Raw genomic sequence first — 13,169 nt, forward strand, 5'->3', positions numbered from 1 at the left:
AGAGTCGCTTATGCTGGACGCATGATCGAGGCCCGCCACCTCCGCGTCCTGCGCGCCGTCGCCGCCACCGGCTCCTTCTCGGCCGCCGCGCGCGAACTCGGCTGCACCCAGCCCGCCGTCAGCCAGCAGATGAAGGCGCTCGAAGCCTCCGCCGGCACGCCGCTGCTGATCCGTACGGGACGCGAGATGCGCCTGACCCAGGCCGGCGAGGTCCTGGTGCGCCACGCCTCCGGCATCCTCGCCGGGCTCACCGCCGCCGAGGAGGAGGTCGCCGCCATCGCCGGGCTCCGGGCGGGCCGCGTCCGCCTGGTCAGCTTCCCCAGCGGCAGCTCCACCCTGGTGCCCACCGCGCTCGCCGCGCTGCGGGCCGCGCACCCCGGCACCCGCGTCTCCCTCGTCGAGGCCGAACCGCCGCGCTCGATCGAGATGCTCCGCGAGGGCGACTGCGACATCGCCCTCGCCTTTCGGTACGGGGCCGGGCAGGCCGAGTGGGACGACCTGGTGGTCCGCCCGCTGCTCGCCGACCGGCTCGTCGGCCTGGTGCCCGAGGGGCACCGGCTCGCCGGGGCCGGGTCGGTCGGCATCGCGGAACTCGCGGACGAGTCCTGGATCGCGGGCTGCCCGCGCTGTCGCCGCCAGCTCGTGGACGTCTGCGAGGAGGCGGGCTTCACCCCCCGCATCGACTTCGCCACCGACGACTACCCGGCCGTGGTGGGCCTGGTCGGCGCCGGTCTGGGCGTCGCCGTCCTGCCGGAGCTGGCCATCGAGTCCGTACGGCCCAAGGGGGCGCGGACCGTGGCCGTGGAGCCGGCCGTGGAGCGGGAGATCGTGGCCCTGACGCTGCCGGACCTCGCACAGGTCCCGGCCGTCGCCGCCACGCTCGACGAACTGATCCGCGCCGCCGCGCGGGACTGAGCCGCGCCGCCACGCGCGCGCGGAGAGGCGGCGCGCGCGGGCGCGGGTCCGTACGGCCGCGGTGCGGTCAGACGGTGCTCAGCGCACTGAAGAAACGTTCCGTCACATACGGTCCCCGATGGATGTCATCGACGTCATGGATGTCGTGGACGCGGCGGACGCGACCGGCGCGGTGGCCGGTGCCGTCGTGATCAGGCGATTGCGCGCGCGTCCCATGAGCTCTTCGCGTTCGTCCTCGGTGAGGCCGCCCCATACGCCGTAGGGCTCCCGCACGGCGAGTGCGTGTGCCGCGCACTCCGCGCGCACCGGGCACCGCATGCAGACCTCTTTCGCCGAGTTCTCGCGCGCACTCCGTGCCGCGCCGCGCTCTCCCTCGGGGTGGAAGAACAGGGAGCTGTCGACTCCACGGCAGGCCGCGAGGAGTTGCCAGTCCCACAGATCGGCGTTGGGTCCGGGAAGGCGGGAGAAATCTGCCATTGCGCTTGTCCCCTTGAAACCGTGTCGAACGGATAGGTGGGCGGGTGGATGGCTGATGGCCGGGGCTCCTCGGGTCCCGACGGGTCCGGGCTGTACACCTACTGTCGAAGTAGATGTAAATATGACTCATTGCGAATCTAGCCACAGACACTGCGAAAAGGGAAGAAATCCCGCTAAATGGGGCATAGCTTTTGATGTTGGGACGAACGACCTGCGACACTCTCCTCCGCGCACGACTCCTCACGTAGAGTGCCGAAGACGCCGTCCGACCCGTAACTCTTTCGAGTGACCGTCGTTGAGAGTGCGGAGGCGGTTGAAGGAACAAGCGATCGGGCACACGTCCGAGAGCGTCAACCGCACAGGTGACGATACGTACAGCCCTGGAGGCTCAAGGTGACGCGCAACAGCTGCGAGAGCCACGGAGGTCAGGCATGACATCCGTCCTCGTCTGCGATGACTCCCCGCTTGCCCGAGAGGCGCTCCGCCGCGCGGTCGCGACCGTGCCCGGCGTCGAGCGCGTGACCACCGCGGCCAACGGCGAGGAAGTCCTCCGCCGCTGGGGCGCGGACCGCTCGGACCTGATTCTGATGGACGTGCGCATGCCCGGCCTGGGCGGCGTGGAGACCGTCCGCCGGCTGCTCTCCGCGGACCCCGGCGCCCGCATCATCATGCTCACGGTCGCCGAGGACCTCGACGGCGTCGCGCTCGCGGTCGCCGCGGGTGCCCGCGGCTACCTGCACAAGGACGCCTCGCGCGCCGAGCTGCGGGCCACGGTCACGCAGGCGCTCGCCGACCCGACCTGGCGGCTCGCCCCGCGCCGCCTCCGCTCGGCCGAGATGGGCGCCGCGCCCACCCTCACCGCGCGCGAGATCCAGGTCCTCGAAGGCATGAGTCACGGCCGGTCCAACGCGGAGATCGGGCGCGAGCTCTTCCTCTCCGAGGACACGGTCAAGACCCACGCCCGGCGCCTCTTCAAGAAGCTGGGCGCCTCCGACCGGGCGCACGCCGTCGCGCTCGGATTCCGCTGGGGCCTGGTCCGCTGAATCGCAGGTCACCTGCGGTCTCCCCGTCCTCACCCGCGTCCGTCGTGGGGTGGACGGGGCGGGCTTGTGTCACTTCCCCTCGGAATGCCGCATCCTTGAGATGTGGAGTTCCTCGGGGACGAGTCGATCGAGCGGGAGGGGAGGGCGCGGGAGATGAGTGCCGGCGCACCTGCTCATAACGCTTCGGTGCACAACTACGGACGCGGTGCCGCGAACCGAGAGGCGTCGGGGCACCATGGAGCGATGCGCGACGACGAGACCGTGGGTTCCCCCATGCCTGCCGGGCAGGGGGAGATCGGCGCGCTCGTGCACCGCGCGGTCGAAGGCGACGCGCAGGCCACCCACGACCTGCTCGCGCGGGTCCACCCGCTCGCCCTGCGGTACTGCCGCACCCGCCTCAACCGGCTGCCCGGCGACGCCCGGCACTTCGTCGAGGACCTCGCCCAGGAGGTCTGCGTCGCCGTCCTGATGGCGCTGCCGCGCTACAAGGACACCGGCAGGCCCTTCGAGGCCTTCGTCTTCGCCATCGCCGGACACAAGGTCGCCGACCTCCAGCGGGCCGCCATGCGGCACCCGGGGTCCACCGCCGTGCCCTCCGACGAGATGCCCGAGCGGCCCGACGACTCCCTCGGCCCCGAGGAGCGGGCCCTGCTCAGCGACGACGCCGAGTGGGCCAAGAAGCTGCTCGCCAACCTCCCGGAGAACCAGCGCGAGCTGCTCGTGCTGCGCGTCGCGGTCGGACTGACCGCCGAGGAGACCGGCCAGATGCTCGGCATGTCCCCGGGCGCCGTCCGGGTCGCACAGCACCGCGCCCTCAGCCGCCTCCGGGCGCTGGCGGAGCAGTGAGCCGTCCGCGCACGGCCCGACCGCGCGCCCTGGCCGAGCAGTAAGCCTTGCCGGGCGTCGTCATCCCTTTCGTACACGTGTGAACGTCCAAAGCTGCTCGCTGATCTTGATCGTGGAATGAGACACGGCTCAAGCCCGTTAGCATGGACATCCCGCACCGATCAAGGCCATTTGGGAAGGTGTCATGACTGCCAACGTCGACGGAGTGCCCGAAAAATTCGCGACACTCGGGCTGACCTACGACGACGTGCTGCTGCTGCCGGGCGCGTCCGACATGGCGCCCGACCAGATCGACACCGCCTCGTACATCTCGAAGAACGTGCGGGTGAACATCCCGCTGCTCTCCGCCGCGATGGACAAGGTCACCGAGTCCCGCATGGCGATCGCCATGGCGCGACAGGGTGGTGTCGGTGTGCTGCACCGCAACCTCTCGATCGCCGACCAGGCGAACCAGGTCGACCTCGTGAAGCGCTCCGAGTCCGGCATGGTCTCGGACCCGATCACGGTCCACCCGGACGCGACGCTCGCCGAGGCCGACGCGATCTGCGCCAAGTTCCGCATCAGCGGCGTCCCGGTCACCGACCCGGCCGGCAAGCTGCTCGGCATCGTCACCAACCGCGACATGGCCTTCGAGTCGGACCGCAGCCGCCAGGTGCGCGAGGTCATGACCCCGATGCCGCTCGTCACCGGCAAGGTCGGCATCTCCGGCGTGGACGCCATGGAGCTGCTGCGCCGCCACAAGATCGAGAAGCTTCCGCTGGTCGACGAGGCGGGCGTCCTCAAGGGCCTCATCACGGTCAAGGACTTCGTCAAGGCCGAGAAGTACCCGAACGCCGCCAAGGACAAGGAGGGCCGGCTGCTCGTCGGCGCCGCCGTCGGTGTCGCCGGTGACGCGTACGAGCGCGCCCAGGCCCTGATCGAGGCGGGCGTCGACTTCATCGTCGTCGACACCGCGCACGGTCACTCCCGCCTGGTCGGCGACATGGTCGCCAAGATCAAGTCGAACTCCTCGGTCGACGTCATCGGCGGAAACGTCGCCACCCGCGACGGCGCCCAGGCGCTGATCGACGCCGGTGTCGACGGCATCAAGGTCGGTGTCGGCCCGGGCTCCATCTGCACCACCCGCGTGGTCGCCGGCATCGGCGTCCCGCAGGTCACCGCGATCTACGAGGCCTCCCTCGCCGCCAAGGCGGCCGGCGTCCCGGTCATCGGCGACGGCGGTCTGCAGTACTCCGGCGACATCGCGAAGGCCCTCGTCGCCGGCGCCGACACGGTGATGCTCGGCTCGCTGCTCGCGGGCTGCGAGGAGTCCCCGGGCGAGCTGCTCTTCATCAACGGCAAGCAGTTCAAGTCGTACCGCGGCATGGGCTCGCTCGGCGCCATGCAGTCCCGCGGCGAGCAGCGCTCCTTCTCCAAGGACCGCTACTTCCAGGAGGGCGTCGCCTCCGACGAGAAGCTCGTCCCCGAGGGCATCGAGGGCCAGGTGCCCTACCGCGGCCCGCTCGCGGCCGTCGTCCACCAGCTGGTGGGCGGTCTGCGCCAGTCGATGTTCTACGTCGGCGGGCGCACGGTGCCGGAGCTCCAGGCGAACGGCCGATTCGTCCGGATCACCTCGGCGGGTCTCAAGGAGAGCCACCCGCACGACATCCAGATGACGGTCGAGGCGCCGAACTACAGCAGGAAGTAACAGCGCGCGACGGAGGGGGCGGTTCCGGCATGTGGCCGGAGCCGCCCCTTCGGCCTGTGTCGGGGATACTGGTAGGCGCAGACATAGAGGGAAAGGCCACACATCGTGACTGAGATCGAGATCGGGCGCGGCAAGCGCGGCCGCAGGGCGTACGCGTTCGACGACATCGCCGTCGTCCCGAGCCGGCGCACCCGGGACCCGAAGGAGGTCTCGATCGCCTGGCAGATCGACGCCTACCGCTTCGAGCTGCCGTTCCTGGCCGCCCCGATGGACTCGGTCGTCTCGCCGCAGACCGCCATCCGCATCGGCGAGCTGGGCGGCCTGGGCGTCCTCAACCTGGAGGGTCTCTGGACCCGGTACGAGGACCCGCAGCCGCTCCTCGACGAGATCGCCGAGCTGGACGAGGAGACCGCGACCCGCCGTCTGCAGGAGATCTACGCCGCCCCGATCAAGGAGGAGCTGATCGGGCAGCGCATCAAGGAGGTGCGCGACTCCGGTGTCGTCACCGCCGCCGCGCTCTCCCCGCAGCGCACCGCGCAGTTCTCCAAGGCCGTCGTCGACGCCGGCGTGGACATCTTCGTCATCCGCGGCACGACGGTCTCCGCCGAGCACGTCTCCGGCGCGGCCGAGCCGCTGAACCTGAAGCAGTTCATCTACGAGCTGGACGTCCCGGTCATCGTCGGCGGCTGCGCCACGTACACCGCGGCCCTGCACCTGATGCGCACCGGCGCGGCGGGTGTCCTGGTCGGCTTCGGCGGCGGCGCCGCGCACACCACCCGCAACGTCCTCGGCATCCAGGTCCCGATGGCGACCGCGGTCGCCGACGTGGCCGCGGCCCGCCGCGACTACATGGACGAGTCCGGCGGCCGGTACGTGCACGTCATCGCCGACGGCGGTGTCGGCTGGTCCGGCGACCTCCCGAAGGCCATCGCCTGCGGCGCCGACGCCGTCATGATGGGCTCCCCGCTGGCCCGTGCCACGGACGCCCCCGGCAAGGGCCACCACTGGGGCATGGAGGCCGTCCACGAGGACGTCCCCCGCGGCAAGCTGGTCGACCTGGGCATCGTCGGCACCACCGAGGAGATCCTCGCGGGCCCGTCGCACATCCCGGACGGCTCGATGAACTTCTTCGGCGCCCTGCGCCGCGCGATGGCCACCACGGGCTACAGCGAGCTCAAGGAGTTCCAGCGCGTCGAGGTCACGGTCGCGGACGCCCAGCACAAGCGCTGAGCCGGTTCGTACGTACGTGGAGGGGCCCCGCACCGGGTGGTGCGGGGCCCCTCCACGTACGGCTACGCGGCGGCCTTCCTGGCGCCGGAGAAGGCGGCGAAGGCGGCGATGCCGAAGAACAGGAAGGTCAGCGGGTCCAGGTCTTCCTTCCACGCCGCCGTGAGGACGTCGAAGTGGTCGAGGAAGAGCGTGGTGGCGGAGACGTTCAGCTCCTTGCCGCCGATGATCGCGAGGGCGATCAGCTGGCCGAGGTACACGGCGCCGAGCGAGAACACGGCGCTGACCACGGGGAGGGCCGGGTTGCGGCCGCCGACCTTGCCGGCCGCGAAGCCGGTGAGGAAGCCGACGCCCACGGCGGCCCAGCCGATCTCCCGCTCGATGCCACCGGCGATGCCGCCGTAGGCACCGGCGGCGACGAGCGCCGCGACCAGGGCGGCCACCAGGCCGAGCGCCACGTTGTCACGGGCGGGGGCCGGCGGCGGGGCCACCGGGTACTGCTGGGGCGCGGCGCCGTCGGCGAACGGGTTGCCGGGCGGAGGAACGGGCTGGCTCATGGTGTGGATCCCCCCAGGGAACAGTGAAGAGCGACCGGGCGTGACGTGTGTCAGCCGGTGAAGGCGGCGGTCAGCGCCGCGAGGATCAGTCCGAACGGGAACAGGGACAGCAGCCCGCCGGCCACGCGGATGCCGAAGGCGGTGGCGACCCGGTCGGGCGGTCCCAGGTCCCCCCTGGCGTGTGCGCGCAGCTCGATGTTGCGCAGCTGCCGCTGCTCCAGTCGAACGGCGCAGTTCTTGACGTTCAGTGCCAGGCAGAGGCCGGCGACCCCTGCCGCCAGGAAGAACGTGAAGAGCAGGAGGATGAAGACGACGAACACGCGGGGCCCCCGGGACGGTACGCGCGCGCGTGGAACGGCGCGCGGTGGTCCCGGAGGCTAGCACCGGTACATGACAACGACCTAGGGGATTCCGGCCGGGGGCCGTCCTCAGAGGCGGTGGGCCGCCCCCGCCGGGGTGGCGCCCCGGGTGTCGAGGAGGAGCTGGGCCTTCACCGAGAGGCCCTGGAGGTCGTAGGTGCGGTGGTGCTGGAGGAGGACCGTGAGGTCGGCGTGGGCGGCGGACTCGTAGAGGGAGTCGGCGCGGGGGACGGGGAGGTCGCGGACGCGCCAGTCGGGGACGTGGGGGTCGTGGTAGCTGATGGTCGCGCCCAGGTCCATGAGGCGGCGGGCGATCTCGTCGGCGGGGGAGCCCTGTCGGTCGGGGAGGTCGGGCTTGTACGTGATGCCGAGGAGCAGGATCCGGGCGCCGCGGGCCGATTTGCCGTGCTCGTTGAGGAGGGTGGCGGCGCGCTGGACGACGTACTGCGGCATGCGCTCGTTGACCTGGCCCGCGAGTTCGACGAGGCGGAGCGGGCGGTGGGCGCCGACGGTGTCGACGGGGACGCCGTGGCCGCCGACGCCGGGGCCGGGGCGGAAGGCCTGGAAGCCGAAGGGTTTGGTCTCGGCGCAGCGGATGACGTCCCACAGGTCGACGCCGAGTTCGTGGCAGAGGACCGCCATCTCGTTGACGAGGGCGATGTTGACGTGCCGGAAGTTGGTCTCCAGGAGCTTGACCGTCTCCGCCTCGCGGGGGCCACGCGCGCGTACCACCTTGTCGGTGAGCCGGCCGTAGAAGGCGGCGGCGGACTCGGTGCAGGCCGGGGTGAGGCCGCCGAGGACCTTGGGGGTGCCGGTGTAGCCGTGGGTGCGGCTGCCGGGGTCGAGGCGGCCGGGGGAGTACGCGAGGTGGAAGTCGCGCCCGGCGCGCAGGCCGGAGCCCGTCTCCAGGACCTCGCGGAGGAGGCCCTCGGTGGTGCCCGGGGGGACCGGGGACTCCAGGATGACGGTGGTGTGGGGGCGCAGCCGGGCGGCGAGCGCGCGGGCGGCGTCGGTGACGGCGGTGAGGTCGAGGGTCCGGTCGGGCCCGAGGGAGGTCGGGGCGCAGAGGACGGCCGTGCGGACCCGGCCGAGCTCGGCGGGGTCGGTGGTCGGCCGGAAGCCCCCCGCGAGCATCCGGCGGATCTCGGGGGTGGTGAGGGAGCCGTCGACCGGGGCGCGTCCGGCGGCGAGTTCGGCGACGGGGCGGGGGTCGGTGTCGTAGCCGATGGTGTCGATGCCTGCGGCGGTGGCGGCCTGGGCCAGGGGGAGTCCGTGGTGGCCGAGGCCGATGACGGCGAGATCAGCGGGCATGAAGGGTGGGCCGTCCTTCCCGGTAGCCGGAGGGAGCGCGACGCGCAAGCCCGGTGGACAGAACGGGGCGAGCGCAATGTCAGACTAGGCGTAAATATGACCGATATGCGGCATTGTGGAGCCGAAGATCGCCGAGTGTTATCCACAGGTCGGCGGTGAGGCGGTGGCTGAACTCGCGGGGGCGGGCCAGAATCGAGCTGTGAGCCGGACCACACGGGCCCGGTTCGCCGCTCGTGTACGTCGCGTACGGCCCTGGCGCGTGCGGGGCGTGCGGCGGGCGGGACCGAGGGGGGACGACGGGAGGCAGCAGCGTGAGGACAGCGACACTGGGACCCGCCGAGCGCGCCGAGGCGCTCGCGGCCATGGCCGAGCGAGAGCTGGACGTGCTGGTCGTCGGCGCCGGAGTGGTCGGCGCCGGGATCGCCCTCGACGCCGTCACGCGAGGACTCTCCACCGGCATCGTGGAGGCCCGCGACTGGGCCTCGGGCACCTCCAGCAGGTCCAGCAAGCTCATCCACGGCGGCCTGCGCTACCTGGAGATGCTGGACTTCGCCCTCGTGCGGGAGGCGCTCAAGGAGCGCGGACTCCTCCTGGAGCGGCTCGCACCCCACCTGGTGAAACCGGTCCCCTTCCTCTACCCCCTCCAGCACAAGGGCTGGGAGCGGTTCTACGCCGGCTCGGGCGTCGCGCTGTACGACGCGATGTCCCTCTCCTCCGGTCACGGCCGCGGGCTCCCCGTCCACCGGCACCTCTCCCGGCGCAACGCCCTGCGCGTCGCGCCCTGCCTGAGGAAGGACGCCCTCGTCGGCGCCCTCCAGTACTACGACGCCCAGATGGACGACGCCCGCTTCGTCACCACCCTCGTGCGCACGGCCGCCTCCTACGGCGCGGAGGCCGCCAGCCGCGCCCGCGTCACCGGCTTCCTCCGCGAGGGCGAGCGGGTCGTCGGCGCGCGCGTCCAGGACGTCGAGGCCGGCGTCGCGTACGAGATCAGGGCCAAGCAGATCGTCAACGCCACCGGCGTGTGGACGGACGACACCCAGGCCCTCATCGGGGAGCGCGGCCAGTTCCACGTCCGCGCCTCCAAGGGCATCCACCTCGTCGTGCCCAAGGACCGCATCCACTCGACCACCGGACTGATCCTGCGCACCGAGAAGTCCGTGCTGTTCGTCATCCCCTGGGGACGCCACTGGATCGTCGGCACCACCGACACCGACTGGGACCTCGACAAGGCCCACCCCGCCGCCTCCAGCGCCGACATCGACTACCTCCTGGAGCACGTGAACACCGTGCTCGCCACCCCGCTCACCCGGGACGACGTCCAGGGCGTCTACGCGGGCCTGCGCCCCCTCCTCGCCGGCGAGTCGGACGCCACCAGCAAGCTCTCCCGGGAGCACACCGTCGCCCACCCGGTCCCCGGCCTCGTGGTCGTCGCCGGCGGCAAGTACACGACGTACCGCGTGATGGCGAAGGACGCCGTCGACGAGGCGGTGCACGGACTCGATCCTGGGGCATCCCCTGCACGAAGTGCTTGGGGAAGGGTCGCCCCCTGCGTCACGGAGGACACCCCGCTCATCGGCGCCGAGGGCTACCGCGCCCTGTGGAACGCGCGGGCCAGGATCGCCGCGAGAACCGGCCTGCACGTCGTCCGGGTCGAGCATCTCCTCAACCGCTACGGCTCCCTGACGGAGGAGATCCTCGCCCTGATCGCGGCCGACCCCGGGCTCGGCGAACCGCTCGCGGCGGCCGACGACTACCTGCGCGCCGAGATCGTCTACGCCGCCTCCCACGAGGGCGCGCGCCATCTCGACGACGTCCTCACCAGACGGACCAGGATCTCCATCGAGACCTTCGACCGGGGCACGCTCAGCGCCCGCGAGTGCGCGGAGTTGATGGCGCCGGTCCTCGGCTGGGACGACCGGCAGATCGAGAAGGAGATCGAGCACTACGAGAAGCGGGTGGAGGCGGAGCGCGAGTCGCAGCGGCAGCCCGACGACCTGACGGCGGACGCCGCGCGCCTGGGGGCGCCGGACATCGTGCCCATCTGATGGAAGGTCCGGGGGAGGGTCGGGGGAGGTGTGGAGGGGAGGTGTGGAGGGGAGGTCCGAGGGGGCGGTGTGCCGTGGGAACCTCGGGGCCGTGGGAGGCGTCGTATCCCGGAGTGCGGACCCGGGGGCGGCACCCGTCCCGAGGTGAGGGACAATGGCCTCTCTTCCAGGGCGGGTTACCGCATCGCGCGGGAAGCGGCAGACGCGGCGCAGATCAGGGATCGCAGAGGGGACGCATGTCGGAGGCGGAGCAGTCGCGGGACACGGCGAGGGACCCCAGGCGGGACGCCGCCGCGGGGGCCGCGACCGACGGCGACCGAGGGGCGGTTCCGGCCGCGCGAGACGCGAAGGACGCGCAGGTCAACCGGGGTGCGCAGAGCCCGGAGGGCGGGAGCGAGCCGGAGCGGGGCGTCGAGGACGCGAAGCCCGCGGAGGCCGTGACGGCCGCGGAGGCTGCGAAGCCCGCGGCGGGCGCGGAGGTCGCTTCGGACGTGAAGGACTCTCAGGGCGCGGAGGCCGGCCGGGCGACGGACGCGAGCGGGGCCGGGACCGATGGTGACGGGGCCGTCGTGGCCGGGAGGCTGCGCGGGACCGAGCCGTCGACCGGTCGGGCCGGTTTCGGCGCCGGGGACGGCGACGGCGAGAGCGACCGCCGGACGGGCACCGGAACCGCGCGCGGCGGCGACAGGTTCCGCAAGGAGCCGGCCGGTGAAGGACGGCTGCTCGCGGGCCGCTACCGGCTCGGCGTGATCCTGGGGCGCGGCGGCATGGGCACCGTGTGGCGCGCCGTCGACGAGACCCTCGGCCGTACCGTCGCCGTCAAGGAGCTCCGCTTCCCCAACAGCATCGACGAGGACGAGAAGCGACGCCTCATCACCCGGACCCTGCGCGAGGCGAAGGCCATCGCCCGGATCCGCAACAACGGCGCCGTGACCGTCTACGACGTCGTCGACGAGGACGACCGCCCGTGGATCGTCATGGAGCTCATCGAGGGCAAGTCCCTCGCGGACGCCGTACGCGAGGACGGCACGCTCACGCCCCGGCGCGCCGCCGAGGTCGGCCTCGCCATCCTCGACGTGCTGCGTTCGGCGCACCGCGAGGGCATCCTGCACCGTGACGTGAAGCCGTCCAACGTGCTGATCGCCGACGACGGCCGGGTCGTCCTCACCGACTTCGGCATCGCCCAGGTGGAGGGCGACCCCTCGATCACCTCCACCGGCATGCTCGTCGGCGCCCCCTCGTACATCTCCCCGGAGCGTGCCCGCGGCCACAAGCCCGGCCCGGCCGCCGACATGTGGTCGCTGGGCGGCCTCATCTACGCGGCGGTCGAGGGCAGCCCGCCGTACGACAAGGGCTCCGCCATCGCCACCCTCACGGCCGTGATGACCGAGCCGGTCGACCCGCCGAAGAACGCCGGCCCCGAGCTGGAGAAGGTCATCTACGGCCTGCTCGCCAAGGACCCGGCGCAGCGCCTCGACGACGCCGGCGCCCGGGTCCTGCTGCGGGCCGTGCTCGACGCGCCCGAGCCGGCGCCCGTGGTCTCGCCCGAGGCCACCGCCGTCATACCGCTGCCGCCGCGCCCCGAGCAGGCTCCCGTCGCCCCCGCGGGCGACAAGGGGCCCGACGCGGCCGCCGAGCGGATGCGGGGCGCGCTGAACTCCGTACGGAACGCTGCGGCCTCCGCGAAGGCCGAGCCGAAGCCGGCGCCGAGGCTGGCCACCGAGCCGCTGCGGGGCGGCGGCAAGCCGACCCCGGCCCGTGCGCCGCTGACCGACGTCGTGCCGCGCCGCACCCTGGTGATCATCGCCGCGGTCGCCGTCCTCGCCGTGCTCGGGACGATCCTCGCGGTCTCCCTCGGCGGCGGGGGCGACGAGGGCAACCAGGGCAAGGGCGGCGGGGGCACCACGGCCTCGGCCGGCGCCTCGGCCGGAGGCGCGGACGGTTCCGCCGGCTCCGGCGGCGCCCAGGGCCAGTCGTCCGGCGGCCCCGGCCAGCAGGGCGGCGTGCAGCCCGGCGACAACGGCGCCACGGGGTCCACCGGCGCCGACGGCACGACGACGGGGTCCACGGACGGGCAGAACGGCACCACGCCCTCCACGAAGCCCATCGGCGACGCCGGCGCGAAGCTGCCCGCCGGGTACGGCCTCGTCAGCAACGACCGGCTCCACTTCTCGATGGCCATGCCCTCGGCCTTCAAGCTCAGCACCATCCCGGGATACTCCCTCGGCGCCATATTCAGCGAGAGCGGCGGCTTCCCGCGCGTCCAGGTCGACTACAACGGCAGCCCGAAGGACGACGCGGCGAACGCCTGGGAGCTGGCCCGGTACGGCGTGGCCGCCACCAGCCAGGACTACAAGCACATCGGCATACGGTCCGTCTCGTACAAGGGCTACCCGACCGTCGCCGACTGGGAGTTCGAGCGCACCCAGAAGGGCATCCGCGTCCACGTGCTCAACCGCGGCTTCAAGGTGGACGCCCGGCACGGCTACTCCATCATGGTCAGCTGCGCGGCGGACGAGTGGAACGGCGCGGGGTGCAAGACGCTGCGGGAGACGGCGTTCGCCACGTTCAGCCCCAAGGACTGACCGGCGCCACGTATCGTGAGAACCGCGGACCGAACGCAGCCGAAAAGAAACGTCAACTGCACGGTGCCGGACCGGAACTGACGGAGTCGGGTGATCCCGCCCGATCCCGAGGGA

11 protein-coding genes are annotated in these 13,169 nt (G+C 72.3%); 7 read left to right on the forward strand and 4 right to left on the reverse strand.

The window, feature by feature from the left end; genetic code table 11:
• Positions 1-21 precede the first annotated feature (21 nt).
• The gene (locus ACFYUS_RS00750; RefSeq protein ID WP_388844147.1) at positions 22-915 is read left to right on the forward strand and encodes a LysR family transcriptional regulator; all 894 of its coding nucleotides are present in this window, start codon (positions 22-24) and stop codon (positions 913-915) included.
• A 102-nt stretch (positions 916-1,017) separates the two neighbouring features.
• Here ACFYUS_RS00750 and ACFYUS_RS00755 read toward each other — a convergent pair whose 3' ends face one another.
• On the reverse strand, positions 1,018-1,392 hold the full coding sequence (locus ACFYUS_RS00755) for a WhiB family transcriptional regulator (protein ID WP_388844149.1): 375 nt from the start codon (positions 1,390-1,392) through the stop codon (positions 1,018-1,020).
• 431 nt (positions 1,393-1,823) lie between these two features.
• Here ACFYUS_RS00755 and ACFYUS_RS00760 point away from each other — a divergent pair, with 431 nt between their 5' ends.
• The 4 genes from ACFYUS_RS00760 (at position 1,824) to ACFYUS_RS00775 (ending at position 6,198) form a co-directional block, all read left to right on the forward strand.
• A complete protein-coding gene (locus tag ACFYUS_RS00760) occupies positions 1,824-2,435 on the forward strand; it encodes a response regulator transcription factor (protein WP_003948568.1) in 612 nt (203 codons plus the stop codon).
• A gap of 243 nt (positions 2,436-2,678) precedes the next feature.
• Positions 2,679-3,281: a sigma-70 family RNA polymerase sigma factor gene (locus ACFYUS_RS00765; protein ID WP_030318557.1), complete on the forward strand. Its 603-nt coding sequence runs from the start codon at positions 2,679-2,681 to the stop codon at positions 3,279-3,281.
• A 184-nt stretch (positions 3,282-3,465) separates the two neighbouring features.
• On the forward strand, positions 3,466-4,968 hold the full coding sequence (gene guaB / locus ACFYUS_RS00770; RefSeq protein ID WP_388844150.1) for an IMP dehydrogenase: 1,503 nt from the start codon (positions 3,466-3,468) through the stop codon (positions 4,966-4,968).
• 105 nt (positions 4,969-5,073) lie between these two features.
• Complete coding sequence (locus ACFYUS_RS00775; protein ID WP_388844152.1) at positions 5,074-6,198, forward strand: GuaB3 family IMP dehydrogenase-related protein; 1,125 nt, start codon at positions 5,074-5,076, stop codon at positions 6,196-6,198.
• Positions 6,199-6,260: 62 nt separating this feature from the next.
• On the opposite strand, the gene ACFYUS_RS00780 is transcribed toward ACFYUS_RS00775, so the two are convergent.
• From ACFYUS_RS00780 to ACFYUS_RS00790, 3 genes are all read right to left on the reverse strand, one after another.
• On the reverse strand, positions 6,261-6,752 hold the full coding sequence (locus ACFYUS_RS00780; RefSeq protein ID WP_388844154.1) for a hypothetical protein: 492 nt from the start codon (positions 6,750-6,752) through the stop codon (positions 6,261-6,263).
• A 50-nt stretch (positions 6,753-6,802) separates the two neighbouring features.
• Positions 6,803-7,072, reverse strand: a complete 270-nt coding sequence (locus ACFYUS_RS00785) for a hypothetical protein (RefSeq protein WP_388844156.1) — start codon at positions 7,070-7,072, stop codon at positions 6,803-6,805.
• 108 nt (positions 7,073-7,180) lie between these two features.
• Positions 7,181-8,422, reverse strand: coding sequence for a nucleotide sugar dehydrogenase (locus tag ACFYUS_RS00790; RefSeq protein ID WP_388844158.1), 1,242 nt, complete (start codon positions 8,420-8,422; stop codon positions 7,181-7,183).
• Positions 8,423-8,733: 311 nt separating this feature from the next.
• On the opposite strand from ACFYUS_RS00790, the gene ACFYUS_RS00795 reads away from it, so the two are divergent.
• Together ACFYUS_RS00795 and ACFYUS_RS00800 are read left to right on the forward strand one after the other, a co-directional pair.
• On the forward strand, positions 8,734-10,470 hold the full coding sequence (locus ACFYUS_RS00795) for a glycerol-3-phosphate dehydrogenase/oxidase (RefSeq protein ID WP_388844160.1): 1,737 nt from the start codon (positions 8,734-8,736) through the stop codon (positions 10,468-10,470).
• Between the two features lie 236 nt (positions 10,471-10,706).
• Complete coding sequence (locus ACFYUS_RS00800) at positions 10,707-13,055, forward strand: protein kinase (RefSeq protein WP_388844162.1); 2,349 nt, start codon at positions 10,707-10,709, stop codon at positions 13,053-13,055.
• Positions 13,056-13,169 lie beyond the last annotated feature (114 nt).

Source organism: Streptomyces sp. NPDC004284, assembly GCF_042874035.1.
GTDB lineage: Bacteria > Actinomycetota > Actinomycetes > Streptomycetales > Streptomycetaceae > Streptomyces.